Source organism: Streptomyces sp. NPDC029292 (assembly GCF_055569295.1).
Map to the genome: position 1 here is coordinate 633,229 of NZ_JBVHXR010000001.1, position 18,417 is coordinate 651,645.

An 18,417-nucleotide genomic window follows, 5' to 3' on the forward strand; every position below is an offset into this window, starting at 1 on the left:
CGGACAAGAACGGCCCGCCGCTGGTCGACGCCAGGTATCCGGGAATCCGTAACACGCCCGTAGCAGCAGAGGGGCTCCGCGCCCCTTATGATCGCCCCAACACGGCTGCCACGAACCTCCTTCGGCGTACGGCGGCTTGGTGTTCCTCCCACTCCCCTGGCCGGGCACGGCCGGCTCCGCCGTGCCCGGGAACCGTGAAAGGCGGCCTGTATGGGTTCTCGCGTACGCGTCTGGCTCAACCGCACGTACGCGGAGAACGTCTTCTTCATGGATCAGCTGCGACATAATCCGCACGGCCGCCCGGTCGAGATCCATGCCACGCACGGAGACGCCGACTCGCCCATTCTGGCCGCGGCCGACACCGCCGCCATGGAACCGGAGGGCCTGTCCCGGGCCGCCTATGTCGAATACGCCCTCGACCAGTGCGCGCGGCACTCCATCGACGTGTTCGTGCCGGTCCTGCAGCAGGCGGCGATCGTGGCCCATCGAGCGGAGTTCGCCGCGATCGGTACGGCGCTGCTGGCGCCGCCGTCCGAGGCCGTGGCCGTCTTCCACGACAAGGCGACGGCGTACCAGGCGGTCCAGGCGGTGGGCGTGCCGGTGCCGCCGTGGTGGCGGGTGCGCGGCGAGGAAGAACTCCTCATGGCGGTCGAGGCACTGGAGGCCGCCGGTCACAAGGCCTGCTTCAAGCCCGCGGCGGGCGCGGGCGGGGTGGGCTTCCGCGTCATCACACGCGCCCCCTTCTCACTCGCGCACCTCAACGGATTTCCCAGTCCGTACGTGCCGCTGAGCCTCGTCGTGGACGCGCTGCGGGGCGCCGACCAGCCCGTCGACTGGCTGGTGATGCCGCGCCTGGAGGAACCCGAGGTGTCCGTCGACTGCCTCACCGGGCCCGACGGCCGGGTCCGCATGGCGGTGGGCCGCACCAAGAACGGGCGCCGTCGCGGGTTCACCCTGCACCCCTCGTGGATCGAACCCGCGCGGCTGCTCGCGGAGTCGTTCGGACTGCATTATCTGACGAACATTCAGTTCCGCATGTACGGCGACGAGCCGGTCCTCATGGACGTCAACACCCGTCCGGCGGGCGGACTGCACCAGCTCGCGCTCTGCGGCGTCAACGCCCCTTGGGCGGCAGTGCAGTTGGCGCTCGGGGAGGAGCCGGGCGAGCTGGTTCCGCCGTTCCTCGGGCAGGACTACACGGTGGTCTCGGGACCCCGTCCGGTCCGCCCGGTGTCGCTGCCTCAGCAGCGGACCGACACGCCCGCCCCCACGCTGGCCGCCGTGCCCGCCCCGGCCACGGAAAGCACGCCCCCCGCCACCGCTTCGGCCACCACAGCCACCGCCGCGATCGCCCCGGCCTAGCCCCATGAGCCTTTTCGACAAACTGACCGGCACCAAGCACCCCAGCAGCGGTGTCGCACCGCGTTCCGCCGAGGAAGTCCGGGCCGCGCTGCTCGGGCTCAACGGCCCGGACGTGCCGTACGTCGTACGCAACGGCACCCCTTCGGAGGGGGCCGACCTGGTGGCGGAGTGGAAGATCCAGGAGCCCGCCTGGCGCACGTTCTTCGTCCGGACCCAGCTCAGCCGGACCCTGAAGACCCGGATGCGCCTGGTCCCGGCGAACCACGAGGTCCGCACCCTCGACGAGCAGTGGGAGGTCACGTGGGTCGGGGACACGCCCAGGCTGGCGCGGTCGCGCGAGTACTCCCGTGGGCAGGTGACCACGGTTTCCCGGCACTGGAAGGTGGAGCGGGGGGCCGACGGCCGACCGCAGAAGACGGAGGTGTTCCGCTTCGACCCCGCGGAGATGAAGGACCCCCTGCGGGACGCGGCCCTCGGCGCGGGATGGACATGGCGCGGAGTGGTGTTCAAGCTGTGACCGGCCTGCGAGACACACCCCCGGGCGAAGGACTCCGCGGCCGCGAGGCTCCGACCGGTGGACTTCGGGGGTTCTCGGCAACGTCCACGCGATGACTCCGTTTACCGGTCTGGACCAATTCATGCACAGCGTCTTGACAGCTGGATTGGTCCATACCAACTTGGTTGCGCACCCTTCGGCACTCCCGAACACCCCCATTTCTCCAGGGAGATCGCGTGCGCATCACACCTTTCAGACGTTCCAGACGTCGCTTCTTCGCTCTGCTCGGCACCGCAGCACTGGCCCTGGCCGGGGCGGTCGCCCTCCCCGGTACGGCCCACGCGGCCAACATCCTGTCCAATCCCGGCCTCGAGTCGGGCAGCCTCTCCCCGTGGTCCTGCACCGGGAACCTGGGCTCGGTCGTCTCCAGCCCCGTGCACGGCGGCTCCAAGGCCCTTGCGGGGGCCGTGAGTTCGACTGACAACGCCCAGTGCAGCCAGACCGTCGCGGTACAGCCGAACACGGCGTACACCCTGTCGGGCTGGGTGCGCGGCAGCTATGTGTACCTGGGCGTCGACGGCGGCGCCTCGACCTGGACGACGTCCCCGTCGGCGTACAGCCAGCTCAGCGTGTCCTTCACGACCGGTGCCTCGCAGACCAGCGCCAAGATCTACGTCCACGGCTGGTACGCGCAGGGCACCTACTACGCCGACGACATCAGCCTGGACGGTCCGGGCGGTGGCGGTGGCTCCGACACCCAGGCGCCGACCACGCCCACGAGCCTGACCTCCACCGGCAAGACCTCCTCCAGCGTGTCACTGTCGTGGGGCGCGTCGAGCGACAACATCGGCGTCACCGCGTACGACATCTACAGCGGCTCGAACCAGGTGCTCAGCGTGTCGGGTACGAGCGCGACGGTCAGCGGGCTGTCGGCGAGCACCGCGTACACGTTCACCGTGAAGGCGCGGGACGCGGCCGGGAACACCTCGGCGGCCTCCAACTCCGTGAGTGTCACGACGGACGCGGGCAGCGGGGGCGACACCGGCTTCAAGCAAGCCGCGCCCTACCTCTACGAAGGCTGGGGCGACCCGCCGAGCCCGACCACGGTGATGAGCTCGACCGGCATCAAGTGGTTCACGATGGCGTTCATGCTGGACTCCGGCGGCTGCACCCCCGCCTGGGACGGCAGCCGCGCGCTCACCGGCGGCGTCGACCAGACCGCCATCAACCAGATCCGTTCCGCGGGCGGTGACATCGTCCCGTCGTTCGGCGGCTGGCAGGGCAGCAAGCTCGGCGCCAACTGCTCGTCCGCGAGCGCTCTCGCCGGTGCTCTGCAGAAGGTGATCGACGCCTACAGCCTCAAGGCGATCGACATGGACATCGAGAACACGGACGAGTTCGAGAACGAGGCCGTCCAGGCCAAGATCCTGACCGCGCTGAAGACCGTCAAGGCCAACAACCCCGGCCTGAAGACGATCGTCACCTTCGGCACCTCGACGACCGGCCCGACGTACTACGGCAACCGTCTCATCGAGCAGGCGCAGTCGCTCAACGCCAACATCGACGTCTTCACGATCATGCCGTTCGACTTCGGCGGCGGCTCCGACATGTACGGCAACACCGTCAACGCCACCGAAGGGCTGAAGGCCAAGCTGAAGTCGACCTTCGGATGGGACGACGCGACGGCCTACTCCCACATCGGCATCTCCGGCATGAACGGTCTCAGCGACCAGCAGGAGAACACCACGGTGGCCATCTGGACGCAGATCCGCGACTGGGCGAACTCCCACCACATCGCCCGGCTCGCCTTCTGGTCGGTCAACCGCGACCGGCCCTGCCCGGGCGGCGGCGTGGTCAGCAACTGCTCCGGCATCAGCCAGAACAACTGGCAGTTCACGTCCCTCACGGCCGGCTTCACGGGCTGAGGAGGACGGCAGGACAGACGGCAGAACAGACAGCAGGACAGTGCGGTGGGTCGTCCGGGACTTCCGGGCGGCCCATCGCCGCACGTGAGGGCGGACTGGAGCAGCGTTGCGAACAGACCCTCGCGTTACGCTCGCCGCGAGTCCGGCGCAACCAGAAAGGCCCGTGGCGATGACGACGCACTCCGAGGACGACACCCCGCCGCGCGCATCGCTGGGCACTTGGCCCACCCCGCTCGAACCCGCCCCCCGGCTGGCCCGCGCGCTCGGACTGGGCCCGGACGACCTGTGGGTCAAGCGCGACGACCTCACCGGCCTGGGCGGCGGCGGCAACAAGATCCGCAAGCTGGAGTGGACATGCGGGGCCGCCCTGACCGAGGGCGCCACCACCCTGGTGACCACCGGCGCACCGCAGAGCAACCACGCGCGGCTGACCGCGGCGGCGGGCGCCCGGCTGGGACTCCGCGTCGTCCTCGTACTCGCCGGGAAGCCCGGATCGTCGGCCTCCGGCAACCTCGCACTCGACGGGCTCTTCGGCGCCACCATCGTCTGGGCGGGCTACGGCGAGGGGCTGGAGTCCCGGGCCCAGCAGGTGGTCGAGGAGTTGCGGCGGCGGGGCGAGATCCCGGCGCTGATCCCCTTCGGGGGGTCCAGCCCGCTCGGCGCCCGCGGTTACCTCGAGTGCGCGCGCGAACTCCTCGGCCAGGCATCCGGCCTGGCGACCGTCGTCGTCGCGCTCGGCTCGGGCGGCACCATGGCCGGACTCGTCGCCGGACTCGGCAGCGCACGCGTTCTGGGCGTGCACTGCGGCGCCGTCACCGACCCCGCCCAGACCGTGTCGGCCCTGACGTCGGACCTGACGTCGGAGCTGTCCGGCACACCTGGCGCCCCGGAGGCGCTGCGGCTGCGGCTCGACCAGGTCGGAGACGGCTACAGCACGCTCAGCGAACCGGTCATGAGCGCCCTGACCCTGGCCGCGCGCACCGAGGGCATCGTCCTCGACCCGATCTATACGGGGCGCGCGATGGCCGGGCTGGTCGCCGCCGTCGAGGACGGCGACATCACCCCGGGGCAACGCACCGTCTTCCTGCACACCGGCGGTCTTCCCGGACTCTTCGGCCATCCCGCGACGCTCGCGCGGGCGGAGGCGGCGCTCCTCAGCCCGCCGGATACCCCCACGCACGCGCCAACTCCGTGAGTCTGGGCGGCAGTTCGACCATCGGACCGGCACTGCGGGCGGGCTGCACACGGCCCGACTTGATGGTGTCGCTCCAGTCGCCGAGCTGAGGGCGGAAGGTGCCGTGGTCCTGGGTTCCGTAGTCGAGCATGGTGCTCTCCCAGGGGACTCCGAGGTAGTCGCAGAGGCCGCGGGTGGTCAACTCCGGGTCGGCGGTGAGCTGTTCGTACGTGATCACGTGGGCGTCGAGGTTCTGCCTGGCCTCTTCGAGCTTCTCGCTGTAGTCGAGGACCTCGGCGTGGATGGCCTCGTGGTCGGGGTCCGAGCGGCGGTTGGTCAGGGAGGTGATGACCGCGCCGGGGTGGCGGAGCAGGACGATGTAGCGGGCGTCCGGCCAACATCGGTGCAGGCGGGGCCAGACGAGGGTGTTGGGCGGGGTCTTGTCGACGATGATGCGCTTGCCGCTGCGGATGAGTTCGAGGTGCAGCAGCCGGTCCCACAGGGCGTGTTCCAGCTCGTCCTTGTCGAGCTCGAGCGCCTTCATGGCCTCCGCGGTGAAGTCGCGGGACAAGTGGACGTGGACGGTGCGCAGATGCATCTCGTGCGGGGCGCGGATCTGGCTGTGGCTGTTGAGCAGGACCCGCAGCAGGGTCGAGCCGGAGCGCACGGAGGAGAGCACGAAGACGGGCGAGTCCACCAGGCGCGGGGCGGGCGGGGCGACGTACGGAGGTTCCCCGGGGGGCCTGGGTGAGGGCACGGCATCCAGCAACCGCCGCGGCGGGCTCACCGCCTGCGCCATCAGCCTCCCCCGACGCCTCAGCCCCTTGCCTATCGCGGACATACGCGGGTCTCGCACGTGACACCTCTTTCTCGTCTCCCCCGCATCACAGGGGCGACGGGCGAACTCCAGGTGTCGCGCGGGGAACGGGCCGTGGTCACGGCGGGCACTGAACCCGCCGCGACCAGGCCTTTTACCGCTTCCTTAATTCTTCATGGGAAGCGCGGTCACTTCTTCTCCACGGCCAGCCGCAGCGTCTGCACCTCGAAGGGCCGCAGCGCGACCGGGACCGCGTTCCCGTCCGTGTCCGCCGTCGCCAGCGGGCGCTCCAGGAGGTCGGTCACCTGGGCCCCGGCGAGCGGGAAGCCGGTGCGCAGGGTGCCGGTGGCGCGGCCGCCCCGGGACTCGTAGAGGCGGACGACGACATCGCCCGAGGCGTCGTCGGCGAGCTTGACCGCCTCGATCGTCACGCCCTCGCCGTCGACGGACACGACGGGCTCCGTCGGTGCCGCGTCGGCCACCCGCAGCGGCAGGTTGAGCGCATAGCCCTCCGCGACCGCGTCCTCGATGCTCGCCCCCGGCAGGAGGGAGTACGTGAAGCGGTGCTTGCCCTGGTCCGCCTCGGGGTCGGGCACGCGCGGGGCGCGCACCAGCGACAGCCGGACGGTCGTCGTCGTACCGCCGTCCTCGCGGACCGTGCGAGAGACGTCGTGGCCGTACGTGGAGTCGTTGATGACCGCCACGCCGTAGCCCGGTTCGCCGATGTGCACCCAGCGGTGGCCATACACCTCGAAACGGGCCGCCTCCCAACTGGTGTTGGTGTGGGTGGGGCGCTGGACATGGCCGAACTGGATCTCGGCGGAGGAGTGCGGGGCCCTGATGTCCACCGGGAAGGCTGCCTTGAGGATCTTCTCCGCCTCGTGCCAGTCGATCTCGGTCTCGAAGTCGATGCGGGGGCTGTCGGCGCGCAGGGAGATCGTCTGGGTGATCTTCGAACCCTTGCCGAAGGTGCGCGTCACCCGGATCGCGCCGACGAGGATGTCCCGATCGACGACCGTCATGGACTCGACGTCCAGCAGGTCCGTGTAGCGGTTCTTGTAGTGCTTGTCGATGTCCCAGGCGTCCCAGTAGTTGGGCAGGTCCGTGTGGAGGCGGAGCAGGTTGCCCTTGTCCGCGAGGACTTCGCGGCGCGCGCGCAGATCGCGTACGGAGGCCAGGGTTCCGTCCTCGGCCAGCTCGACCCGGACGAGCCCGTTGTCGAGGACGCGGTCGGTCACGACGACGATGTCGTTGGGCTGGGCCTGGCCGAGCGGAGCGCTTCCGCTCGCTCGCACCTTCACATACGTCGGTTCGCCCGCAGAAGTGCGCACCACCTCGGCCCGGTCGAACGGGCTGGTGTTGAAGGCCCGCGACTCTCCGGTGCCCAGCGCGGCCACGGCCTCCGCTGTGAGCGCCTCGACCTCCTCGGCGACCCGCGCGTACTCCGCCTCGGCCTCCCGGTGCACCCAGGCGATCGACGACCCCGGCAGGATGTCGTGGAACTGGTGCAGCAGGACCGTCTTCCAGAGCCGGTCGAGCTTCTCGTACGGGTAGGCGTAGCCCGGCGCGTGGAGCGCGGCCGTCGTAGCCCACAACTCGGCCTCGCGGAGCTTGTGTTCACTCCTCCGGTTGCCCTGCTTGGTGCGGGCCTGCGAGGTGTAGGTGGCACGGTGCAGCTCCAGGTAGAGCTCGCCGACCCACACCGGGGCGTCCGGGTACTCCTCGCGGGCGGCCGCGAAGAAGGCATCCGGATGCTCGACGACGACCTTCGCCGAGCCCTCCAAGTCGGCCAGCCTGCGGGCTCGTTCCATGATCTCGCGGGTGGGGCCGCCACCGCCGTCGCCCCAGCCGAAGGGGGCGAGGGAGCGGGTGCCGCGGCCCTTGTCGGCGTAGTTCTTCACGGCGCGGGCCATCTCGACGCCGCTGAAGCGGGCGTTGTAGGTGTCGACGGGCGGGAAGTGCGTGAAGATGCGGGTGCCGTCGATGCCCTCCCACCAGAAGGTGTGGTGGGGCAGCTTGTTGGTCTGGTTCCAGGAGAGCTTCTGGGTCAGGAACCACTCGTTGCCGGCGAGCTTGGCGAGCTGCGGGTAGGCGGCGTTGTAGCCGAAGGAGTCGGGCAGCCAGACGCCCTTGGTCTCGATGCCGAAGTGCTCGATGAAGAACCGCTTGCCGTGGATGAGCTGGCGGGCCAGGGCCTCGCCGCCGGGCAGGTTGCCGTCGGCCTCGACCCACATGCCGCCGACCGGCGCCCACTGGCCCTTCTTCACGGACTCCTGGATGCGGGCCCAGACCTGCGGGTAGTTGTCGCGCACCCACTCGTACTGCTGGGCCTGCGAGCAGGCGAAGATGAACTCCTCGTACTCGTCGGCGAGTGCGGTGACGTTCGAGAAGGTGCGGGAGGTCTTGCGCTTGGTCTCGCGGATCGGCCACAGCCAGGCGGAGTCGATGTGCGCGTGGCCGACGCCCGAGAGGGTGTGGGCGCTGGCGTGCGCGGGCTTGGACAGCACGGGGACGAGGGCCGCGCGGACGGCGGCCGCCGAGCCGGAGATGTCGTCCAGGTCCAGGACGTCCAGGGACCGGTCCAGCGCGTGCATGATCTCGTGCCGGCGCGGGTCGTGCTCGTCGAGCTCCAGCATCAGTTCGCGCAGTACCTCGATGTCGAGGGCGAGGTGCCAGACCTCCTCGTCGAGGACGGCGATGTCGGCGCGGCGGAAGGTGTAGAGCGGCTTGTCGCCCGCGGTGAGGACGTCGCCGAGCGGGGTCGGGCGCGCGAAGTCGTTGGCGAGGATGTCCGGGTTGGAGGCCGCCTCGACCAGGTAGTCGATCTGCTCGCCGCCCGTCGCCGGGTTGCCGATGGGCACGTACTGGTTGAGCGGGTTGACCGCCTTCAGCGGGGTGCCGTCCGTGCGGTGGACGAGCGCCTCGGCCTGGTTGCCGGGCCAGTCGCCGGTGAAGCCGAGGTCGATGACGGCCTCGACGCGCCTCCCCGCCCACTCGGGCGGCACGGTCCCGCGCATCCGGAACCAGGTCGTTCCCCACGGCGGACCCCATGGGGTGTCCATGGCGAAGGGCTCGTACGAGGCGGACGCGGCCTCCTCGAACGGGACGGGCTCGCCGGGTGCCTGCCAGGCCTCGACGTCGAAGGGCACGGACGCGGCGTATATCGCGGGCTTGATGCGCTGGTCGTGGACGCGCTCGACGCGCTCCTCGATGCGGCGGCGTTCGTCATGCATGGCCGTACGTCTCCTCGATCGATCTCTACTTCAGATATCCCAGGCCGGGGTGCACGGCCATGTAGCCGTCGACCAGTCGGCGTGCCACGTTCACGGAGTCCACGAGCGGGTGCAGAGCGAAGGCCTTCACCGCGGTCGTCCGCGAACCCGACTCGGCGGCGGAGAGCACCTCCCGCTCGACCGCCTTCACCGCGCACACCAGGCCGGTGGCGTGGTCGGGCAGCGGGTGGACGGCGACGGGGTGCGCGCCATTGGCGTCCACCAGGCACGGCACCTCGATGACGGCCTCGGAGTCGAGGGCCGACAGGGTGCCGCGGTTGCGGACGTTGAGGATCAGGGTGGTGCGCTCGTCGCGGGCGATGGCCCGCATCAGGGCGAGCGCCACCTTCTCGTAGCCGCCCGAGAGGTCGTCGGCGTCGCGTTCGCCCGCGCCCGCCGCGTCCCGGTTCTCCGCCATGTACGTGGCCTCGCGCTCGGCGCGGGTGCGGTCCCAGGCGGTCAGCGCGGCGGCGTCCGGACGCTTCATCTCGTCGTAGAACTGGGCCTGTTGGTCGCGCAGGAAGGCACCGCGGGTCTTCTCCGCCTCCTGGTAGGCGCGGACCGCTTCGCGGTTGAAGTAGTAGTAGTGCAGATACTCGTTCGGGACGGCGCCCAGCGACTGGAGCCACTCCGGGCCGAAGAGCTTGCCCTCCTCGAAGGAGCCGAGCAGCTCCGGGTCGGCGAGCAGGCGCGGGAGTTCGTCCCGGCCCGCGACGCGCAGCCCCCGCACCCAGCCGAGGTGGTTGAGCCCGACGTAGTCGATCCAGGCTTCGCGCGGGTTCGCGCCGAGGACCTTGGCGATACGGCGGCCGAGGCCGACCGGCGAGTCGCAGATGCCGATCACGCGGTCGCCGAGGTGACGGGACATGGCCTCGGTGACCAGGCCCGCCGGGTTGGTGAAGTTGATGACCCAGGCGTCGGGGGCGAGACGGGCCACGCGCTGCGCGATGTCCACGGCGACCGGGACCGTGCGCAGGCCGTACGCGATGCCGCCCGCGCCGACCGTCTCCTGGCCGAGGACGCCCTGGTCCAGGGCGACCCGTTCGTCCGCCGCGCGTCCTTCGAGGCCGCCGACGCGGATCGCGGAGAAGACGAAGTCGGCGCCGCGCAGGGCCTCGTCGAGGTCGGTGGTGACGGTCACTTCGGGGGCGTCCGGCACGCCGGCCGCCTGCTCGGCCAGGACGCGGGCCACGGCGGAGAGCCGTCCCGCGTCCAGGTCGTGCAGCACGACCTGGGTGACGCGGCCCTCCGCGCGGTCCCCGAGGAGTGCCCCGTACACGAGCGGGACGCGGAATCCGCCGCCGCCGAGAATGGTCAGCCTCACGCAACTACCACCTTTGCAAGTTCTGCGAGTTCACAGCCGGGGATCACGCCACGACCACCTGCACGCCCGCTTCCTCCAGCGAGGACCGCGTCGCCGCGTCCACCGGCGCGTTCGTCACCACCACGTCGAGCTCCTCCGGTCCGCAGACCCTCGCCATCCCCGTCCCCGGGAACTTCGCCCGGTCGGCGAGCAGGACGACCCGCTCCCCGGCCTTGATCATGGCCCGCTTCACCGGCACTTCGACCACCGTCGTGTCCATCACCTGGCCGCCCGGCCGCACCCCGCTGGTGCCGAGAAAGAGCCAGTCGGCGTGCAGTTGGCGCAGATTGTCCTCGGTGAGGAAGCCGACCAGGGAGCGGTACTCGCGGCGGACCATGCCGCCGAGCAGCACCAGCTCTATGCCCTCGTCGTCCACCAGCTCCTCGTAGACCACCAGGTTGCTGGTGATCACGGTGATCCGGCGGCCGTGCAGCTGTCTGGCCAGCCGGTACGCGGTGGTGCCGATGTCGAGGAGCACGGACTGACCGTCTTGGATCAGCGAGGCGGCCTTCGCGGCTATGGCGTCCTTCTCGGGCACGCGCACCTCGGCGACCTCGGCGAAGGGCTGGTCGCCCTCGTCCACGACCGCGCCGCCGTGCACCCGCGTGAGCAGGCCTTCCTCCTCCAGCTTCAGCAGGTCACGGCGGACCGTGGCCGGGCTCACGCCCAGTTGTTCGGAGAGATCGGTCACGGCCGCGGGACCGCCGGAGCGCAGGGCCCGCAGGATGAGTTGATGTCGTCGCTCTGCCAGCACGTCGTGAACAGTACTCGTCATCTCCAATCAATTCCATGCTCAGTTCTGCTCGACTCTTGCCAAATGTTCGGGAGGCGCGCACGATTCCGAGCACCGAATTGCAGACTTTTGACGAGAGGACGCATCCGTGGGTGACGAACGGCCCGATGTGCTGCTCACCGGGCTGCTCTTCTACGACCTCGTCCTCACCGGACTCGGCAAGCCGCCCACCCCCGGTGAGGAGATCTGGACCGAGGGCATGGGCGTGAGCCCCGGCGGCATCGCCAACCTGGCCGTGGCGGCCTCCCGTTACGGCCTGCGCACCTCCCTCGCCACGGTCTTCGGCGACGACTCCTACGGCTCGTACTGCCATGGCGTCCTCGCCGACCAGGAGGGCGTCGACCTCGCGCTCTCCCGTACCGCGGACGGCTGGCACACCCCGGTCACCGTCTCGCTCGCGTACGGTCACGACCGCGCCCTGGTCACCCACGGCCAGGAACCGCCGTACTCGCAGGACGCGCTGATGGGCGACCCGCCCGAGGCGCGCACCGCCCTCGTGCACCTCGAGGCCGAGCCGCGCGCCTGGCTGGCCAAGGCGGCCGCGAACGACACGCGGATCTACGCGGACGTCGGCTGGGACCCCACCCAGCAGTGGTCCACCGACCTCCTCGACCAGCTCTCCCTGTGCCACGCCTTCCTCCCCAACGAGGCGGAGGCGATGGCCTACACGCGCACCGACAGCGCCGTCGCCGCGCTCGGCAAGCTCACCGAACTCGTGCCGGTCGCCGTGGTCACGCGCGGCGGCGACGGCGCGGTCGCGGTGGACCAGACGACGGGCGAGTACGCCGAGGTGCCCGCCCTTGACATCGATGTCCTGGATGCGACCGGTGCCGGAGATGTCTTCGGCGCGAGCTTCGTCGCCGCCTCGCTCGGCGGCTGGCCGCTGGAGGAGCGCCTGCGCTTCGCGGTCCTTGCCGCCGGACTCTCCGTACAGCGGCACGGCGGTGCCCTCGCCGCGCCCGGCTGGTACGGCGTCCACCGCTGGTGGCGCTCCCTCGACGATCCCGAACTGCGGCGCGCGTACGGATTCCTGGCCGACCGGATCCCCGCGGACCCCGGACGGCCCGTCCGGTACGCGCCCGTCACCCCCCGCTGAGCCCCCCTGATCGGTACCTCTCGCAGTCGAAGAACGTCAACCGAACTTCAGAGAACGTCAAAGAACCGAAAGGCGGTGGGAGCTGTGCGGCTCTCACGAAGAGGCCTGCTGCGCGCGGGCCTGGCCGGTACGGCCGCCACGGCGCTCGGCGGCCTGGCGACCGGCTGTGCCGTTCCGACCGGTTCCACCGGCCGGAACATGGTCATGTGGTACTGGAGCGGCGGGCTGAGCCCCAAGGTCGTCCAGGACGCCAAGACCCGCTACGACAGCGCGGTGAACCTGCAGGCCATCCAGATCGGCGGCTACTACCGCTCGAAGCTGATGACCACGATGACCGGACGCGCCCACATCCCGGACATCGCCGGGCTCAAGGGCGAGGACATGGCCTCGTATCTGCCGAACTCCGACCAGTTCGTGGATCTGCGCACCCTCGGCGCCGACAAGCTGAAGGACCGGTACCTGCCCTGGAAGTGGGATCAGGGCATCGCCGAGGACGGCTCGATGGTGGGCTTCCCGATCGACTGCGGTCCGGTCGCCCACTACTACCAGCCGGCCACCTTCGAGAAGGCCGGACTGCCCTACGAGCCCGAGGACGTTTCCAAGGAGCTGGCCACCTGGGAGCAGTTCATGGCGGCAGGTGAGCAGCTCAGAAAGCGTGTCCCCGGCGCCTTCATCCTCACCGACGCCCTCAGCATCTACGGCATCTCGATCAACCAGACGACCAAGCGGTTCGTCGACAAGGACCGGCACTTCATCGGCGACCAGGAGCATGTGCGCACCGCCTGGGACCGTGCCGTCGAGGCCACCCGTCGCGGCCTGGTCTCGAAGATCGTCAACGGGACGCCGGACAACATATCGGCCACCGAGCGGGGCCTGCTGCCCAGCCAGCTGAACGCCTCCTGGGCGGCCGGTGACATCAAGCTCAACACGCCGAAGACCAAGGGCAAGTGGCGGGTGGCGAGCTGTCCGGGCGGACCGTCCAACATCGGCGGCTCGTTCCTCGCGATCACCAAGGCGTGCCGGGAGCCGGAGAAGGCCTTCGAGATGATCACCTGGATGCTCGACGCGGGCAACCAGGCCCAGGGCTTCGTCGACTCGGTGCTCTTCCCGTCGACTCCCGCGTCGTACGCCATGAAGAAGCTGCGCGAACCCGACGCGTTCTTTGGCAATCAGATCACCATGGACGTCTTTGGCCCGGCGGCCCAGCAGATCCCGGTCGCCTTCGACAGCCCGTACGACATCGCGCTCAAGACCCCGATCGACGACGAGCTGCGGAACTTCTCCGTCCTCGGCAAGGACGAGAAGCAGGCCTGGAAGGACGCCATGAGCAAGTGCCGGCGCATCGCGGACCACCTGGGGGTGAGTTACTGACATGGCTACCGCACCTGTGGTCGAGACACCCCCGGCGGTCGTGGCCGCCACCCCCGCCGTCCACCAGAAGAAGGGCATCCTGAGCTACTGGCGGCTGTACGCCGCGATCTCCCCCTTCTATCTGCTCTTCCTCGCCTTCGGCCTGATCCCGGTCGGCTTCTCCCTCTACCTCTCGTTCCACCGCTGGGACGGGCTCGGCTCGATGGAGTTCGCGGGTCTGTCGCAGTACCGCTATCTCCTGGGGGACAGCCAGTTCTGGACGGCGATCGGCAACACGATCATCATCTGGGCGCTGGCCACCTTCCCCATGATCTTCCTGGCGATGGTCACGGCCGTGCTGCTCAACTCGGCGGTCCGCTTCAAGAACGTCTACCGCTTCGCCTTCTTCCTGCCGAACGTCACCTCGATCGTGGCCGTCGCGATCATCTTCGGCTCGGTCTTCTCCACCAACTTCGGCCTGGCCAACGCTGTTTTGCACGCGGTCGGTCTTGACCAGGTGGCGTGGCTGAACACGCCCTGGGGCATCAAGGTCGCCATCGCGACACTGATGACCTGGCAGTGGACCGGCTACAACGCGATCATCTTCCTCGCCGGTCTCCAGACGATCCCGGGCGAGCTGTACGAGGCGGCGCGCATGGACGGCGCCGGACCCCTGCAGACCTTCTTCCGCATCACGCTGCCGCTGATGCGTCCGGTGCTGCTCTTCGTGCTGGTCATCTCGACCGTCACCGGACTGCAGAGCTTCTCCGAGCCGCAGGTGCTGTTGCAGACGACGGACAACAACTCGTCGTTCGCGGGCGGCCCCGGCCACGCGGGCCAGACGATGGTCCTCTACTTCTTCCAGCAGACCTTCGACAACAACGACTTCGGATACGGCGCCGCCGTGGCCTGGGGCATCTTCCTGGTCGTCGTCCTCTTCTCGATCATCAACTGGCGCCTGGTGCAGCGCCGGGGCGAAGAATAGGAGACCGCCACCATGGCATCCATCAAGGGTTCACGGCAGCGGGGCATAGCCCTCCACCTGGTCCTGATCGTCGGCCTGCTGCTCTCGGTCTTCCCGTTCTACTGGGCCGTGATCATGTCGACGCACTCGTCGACCGAGATCTTCTCCTACCCGCCGAAGCTGCTGCCCGGCTCACACTTCCTCGAGAACGTCCGCCATCTCTTCGACAATGTCGACTTCTTCGGGTCGATGTTCAACTCGCTGCTCGTGGCGGGCTCGGTGACGGTCCTGGTCCTGTTCTTCGACTCGCTGGCGGCCTTCGTCTTCGCCAAGTTCCGGTTCCCGGGCCGCCGGGTGCTCTTCGTGCTGATGATGGCGATCTTCATGGTTCCCGCCCAGCTCCAGGCGATCCCGCAGTTCGTGATCATGGCGAAGCTGGGCTGGATCGGCTCGATGACCGCGCTGATCGTCCCGGCGGCGGCCAACGCGTTCGGCATCTTCTGGATGCGCCAATACATGAAGAGCGCCATCCACGACGAACTCCTCGACGCCTCGAAGCTCGACGGCGCCGGATTCCTGCGCCAGTACTGGCACGTGGCGCTCCCGGTGGTCCGCCCCGGCCTCGCCTTCCTCGGCATCTTCACCTTCATGGGCCAGTGGAACGACTACGCCTGGCCGCTGATCGCCCTCACCAACCCGGACAACGTGACCCTCCAGGTCGCCCTGTCCCAGCTCAACGGCGTGCACGGCACGACCGACTACGGGATGGTCATGACGGGCGCGCTGCTCGCCCTCGTCCCGCTGCTGATCGTCTTCGCGATCGGCGCCAAGCAGATCATCGGCGACCTCGGCAAGGGGGCCATCCGCTGATGGCCGACCCCTTGCTCGCGCTCCGCCCCTGGGAGTCACCCGAGGTGACCTCCTGGGGGCGGCTGGCGATGAACGCGGTGGACCGGCGCTCCCAGGCACTCTCCCTCGACGGCCACTGGCGGTTCCAGCTGCTGCCGGCGCCTGACGCCGCTGTGGGCGACTGGGCCCGGAGCGAGGTCCCCGGCGCCTGGACCATGCAGGGCACGGACGACCTGCCGCAGTACACCAACTTCCGCATGCCGTGGGGCGAGTTCCCGCCCACGTCTCCGTCCGCGAACCCGACCGGCGTCTACGAGCGTGACGTGGACGTCCCCGCCGACTGGACCGGACGCCGGATCGTGCTCCAGGTCGGTGCCGCCGAGAGTGTCCTGCTGGTCCATGTGGACGGGCGGCCCGTCGGCATCTCCAAGGACTCGCATCTCGCGGCCGAGTTCGACCTCTCGGACGTCGTACGCCCCGGGCGGCCCGCCACCGTACGGCTCACCGTCGTCAAGTGGTCGGACGCCTCGCACATCGAGGACCAGGACCAGTGGTGGCACGGCGGGATCACCCGCTCGGTCCTGCTGTACGCCACCGATCCGCTGTATCTGGCCGACGTGACCGTGCGGACGCGGCTCGACGGCGAGCTGCGGGTGGACTGCCAGGTGCGGGACGCTTCCGGCGCGCTCGCCGAGGGCTGGTACGTCACCGGCGAGCTGGAGGGCCAACTCCTCGCGCAGAACCCGGAGTTCGACCGCTTCAACGCGGAGGACGGCCGGGTCTCCGACTTCCTCGGCGAGGCGCGCCTGGTGACGGTCGTCCGCGATGTCCGCACCTGGACGGCGGAGACACCCGAGCTGTACGGCCTGACCGTGCGGCTGCACCGCGCCGACGGCTCGGTCGCCGACACCTCGCGCCACCGCGTCGGCTTCCGCGAGGTCGTGATCCGCGGCCGGGACCTGCTGATCAACGGCGAGCGGGTCTACATCCGGGGCGTCAACCGGCACGACTTCCATCCGCTGACGGGCCGGACGGTGTCGTACGAGGAGATGCGCGCGGACCTGGAGCTGCTGAAACGCTTCGGGTTCAACGCGATCCGCACCGCCCACTACCCCAATGACCCGTCCCTGCTCGACCTGGCCGACGAGCTCGGCTTCTACGTCGTCGACGAGGCGAACATCGAGGCGCACGACCACGCCCACGAGATCGCCGACGACCCGCGTTACACGAGCGCCTTCGTGGACCGCGTCTCGCGGATGGTGCTCCGCGACAAGAACCATCCCTCCGTGATCATCTGGTCGCTGGGCAACGAGTCCGACTACGGCGCCAACCACGACGCCGCCGCGGGCTGGCTACGCCGCCACGACCCGACCCGGCCGATCCAGTACGAGGGCGCCGCCAAGCTCGGCTGGGCCGACACGACGGTGGCGTCCGACATCGCCTGCCCCATGTACGCGCCCGTCGAGGACTGCGTCGCGCACGCCCTGTCCGGCGAACAGACCAAGCCGCTCATCCAGTGCGAGTACTCGCACGCCATGGGCAACAGCAACGGCACGCTCGCCGACCACTGGGCCGCCATCGAGTCAACCCCGGGGCTTCAGGGCGGTTTCATCTGGGAGTTCTGGGACCACGGCATTCTGCAACGCGTGAACGACGGAAGACCGGCCGGGCGCGGTGGCGCCGGACTGTATGACAACGGTGTCGCGGCGCCGGGCCATCGCTGGGCGTACGGCGGCGACTTCGGCGAGACGATCCACGACGGCGCGTTCATCGCCGACGGGATCGTCTTTCCCGACCGGACGCCCAAACCGGTGATGTACGAGCACCGGGAGATCGCGGGGCCGGTACGGCTGGCGTACCTCGGGGGCGAGCTGCGGGTGACCAATCACCAGCACTTCCGCGGTCTGGAGTGGCTGGCCGCCGAGTGGGAACTGTCGCTCGCGGACGGCTCCACCCTGACGGCTCCGGCCGAGCTGCCCGCCGTACGACCGGGCGGGTCGGCCGCCCTGTCCCTCCCCTTCGCCCTGCCGGAGGACGGCGGCGAGGCCTGGCTGACGCTGCGCGTGACGACGGCGGACGACGAGGTGTGGGCGCCGCGCGGCACGGAGGTGTGTCTGCCGCAGGTCGCGTTGCGGACGGCTGCCGCCGTGTCCTCGGCCCGCGCCGACGGCCCGCCCGTCGACGTGGACGACAGTGGACTGCTCGTCCATCCGCTCCTCACTGCCGCCCCCGTTCTGTCGCTGTGGCGGACGCCGACCGACAACGACGAGCTGGGCGGCGTGGCGGTGCGCTGGCGTGCGTGGGGTCTCGACACGCTCCTGCGCAAGGTCGTCGCCGTACGCCGTGAGGGCGGGAACGTCACCGTGCTCTCCGAGTACGACACGTGGGCGGGCGCCGTACGCCATGAGCAGGTGTTCACGCGCGTCGACGGTGGGCTGCGGGTCGAGGAGACCGCCGAACTGCCGGAGCGGCTCGACGATGTGGCACGGGTCGGCACCGTCTTCGAGACCGTGGCCGGGCTCGATGTCCTGGAGTGGTTCGGGCAGGGGCCCTGGGAGTCCTATCCGGACCGGAGCGCGGGCGCGCCCGTGGGGCACCACTCCGTCCCCGTGGACGAGTTGTTCACCCCCTATCTGCGGCCGCAGGAGAGCGGCGGGCGGCACGGCGTACGGCACTTCACGCTGTCGGCGCCGGACGCCACGGGCCTGGCGGTCGCGCTGGACGAGCCACGGCAGGTCTCGGTGACCCGGTATCGCGCCGAGGACCTGGCCGCCGCCGCACACCACGACGAGCTGGTGCCGCGGCCCGGCTGCGTCGTGCACATCGACGCCGCGCACCGGGGCCTGGGCACCGCCTCGTGCGGGCCGGACACCTCGCCCGCGTACCTCATCGGGACCGGTGTCCACCGCTGGTCCTGGACGCTGCGCGTCCTCTGACCTCACTCGCACCCCACCTC

Annotated in this window: 13 protein-coding genes; 9 read left to right on the plus strand and 4 right to left on the minus strand. The window is 69.9% G+C overall.

Annotated elements, in window-relative coordinates; genetic code table 11:
• Positions 1 to 210 precede the first annotated feature (210 nt).
• From ACZ4WS_RS02945 to ACZ4WS_RS02960, 4 genes are all read left to right on the plus strand, one after another.
• The gene (locus tag ACZ4WS_RS02945; RefSeq protein ID WP_467976539.1) at positions 211 to 1,362 is read left to right on the plus strand and encodes an ATP-grasp domain-containing protein; all 1,152 of its coding nucleotides are present in this window, start codon (positions 211 to 213) and stop codon (positions 1,360 to 1,362) included.
• 4 nt (positions 1,363 to 1,366) lie between these two features.
• Positions 1,367 to 1,879 (plus strand): hypothetical protein, encoded by a 513-nt coding sequence (locus ACZ4WS_RS02950; protein WP_467976541.1) that lies wholly within the window; start codon positions 1,367 to 1,369, stop codon positions 1,877 to 1,879.
• A gap of 215 nt (positions 1,880 to 2,094) precedes the next feature.
• A complete protein-coding gene (locus ACZ4WS_RS02955; RefSeq protein ID WP_467976542.1) occupies positions 2,095 to 3,783 on the plus strand; it encodes a carbohydrate binding domain-containing protein in 1,689 nt (562 codons plus the stop codon).
• A gap of 169 nt (positions 3,784 to 3,952) precedes the next feature.
• Positions 3,953 to 4,978, plus strand: a complete 1,026-nt coding sequence (locus tag ACZ4WS_RS02960) for a D-cysteine desulfhydrase family protein (protein ID WP_467976544.1) — start codon at positions 3,953 to 3,955, stop codon at positions 4,976 to 4,978.
• On the opposite strand, the gene ACZ4WS_RS02965 is transcribed toward ACZ4WS_RS02960, so the two are convergent.
• From ACZ4WS_RS02965 to ACZ4WS_RS02980, 4 genes are all read right to left on the minus strand, one after another.
• Entirely contained in the window at positions 4,938 to 5,756 is an 819-nt protein-coding gene (locus tag ACZ4WS_RS02965; protein WP_467976546.1) for a sulfotransferase family protein, read from the minus strand. The genes ACZ4WS_RS02960 and ACZ4WS_RS02965 overlap by 41 nt on opposite strands.
• Positions 5,757 to 5,962: 206 nt before the next feature.
• Positions 5,963 to 9,007 carry an alpha-mannosidase gene (locus ACZ4WS_RS02970; RefSeq protein WP_467976548.1) on the minus strand — a complete coding sequence of 1,015 codons (3,045 nt, stop codon included), beginning with the start codon at positions 9,005 to 9,007 and terminating at the stop codon, positions 5,963 to 5,965.
• Between the two features lie 25 nt (positions 9,008 to 9,032).
• On the minus strand, positions 9,033 to 10,370 hold the full coding sequence (locus ACZ4WS_RS02975) for a 6-phospho-beta-glucosidase (RefSeq protein ID WP_467976549.1): 1,338 nt from the start codon (positions 10,368 to 10,370) through the stop codon (positions 9,033 to 9,035).
• A gap of 43 nt (positions 10,371 to 10,413) precedes the next feature.
• Positions 10,414 to 11,163: a DeoR/GlpR family DNA-binding transcription regulator gene (locus tag ACZ4WS_RS02980; RefSeq protein WP_467977154.1), complete on the minus strand. Its 750-nt coding sequence runs from the start codon at positions 11,161 to 11,163 to the stop codon at positions 10,414 to 10,416.
• A gap of 127 nt (positions 11,164 to 11,290) precedes the next feature.
• On the opposite strand from ACZ4WS_RS02980, the gene ACZ4WS_RS02985 reads away from it, so the two are divergent.
• From ACZ4WS_RS02985 to ACZ4WS_RS03005, 5 genes are all read left to right on the plus strand, one after another.
• Complete coding sequence (locus ACZ4WS_RS02985; RefSeq protein WP_467976551.1) at positions 11,291 to 12,298, plus strand: carbohydrate kinase family protein; 1,008 nt, start codon at positions 11,291 to 11,293, stop codon at positions 12,296 to 12,298.
• A gap of 84 nt (positions 12,299 to 12,382) precedes the next feature.
• Positions 12,383 to 13,669 (plus strand): ABC transporter substrate-binding protein, encoded by a 1,287-nt coding sequence (locus ACZ4WS_RS02990; protein ID WP_467976553.1) that lies wholly within the window; start codon positions 12,383 to 12,385, stop codon positions 13,667 to 13,669.
• Position 13,670: 1 nt separating this feature from the next.
• The gene (locus ACZ4WS_RS02995) at positions 13,671 to 14,633 is read left to right on the plus strand and encodes a carbohydrate ABC transporter permease (protein WP_467976555.1); all 963 of its coding nucleotides are present in this window, start codon (positions 13,671 to 13,673) and stop codon (positions 14,631 to 14,633) included.
• Between the two features lie 12 nt (positions 14,634 to 14,645).
• Positions 14,646 to 15,482 (plus strand): carbohydrate ABC transporter permease, encoded by an 837-nt coding sequence (locus tag ACZ4WS_RS03000; protein ID WP_467976557.1) that lies wholly within the window; start codon positions 14,646 to 14,648, stop codon positions 15,480 to 15,482.
• On the plus strand, positions 15,482 to 18,397 hold the full coding sequence (locus ACZ4WS_RS03005) for a glycoside hydrolase family 2 TIM barrel-domain containing protein (protein WP_467976558.1): 2,916 nt from the start codon (positions 15,482 to 15,484) through the stop codon (positions 18,395 to 18,397). Before ACZ4WS_RS03000 ends, ACZ4WS_RS03005 begins: the two co-directional genes overlap by 1 nt.
• Positions 18,398 to 18,417: the final 20 nt, after the last annotated feature.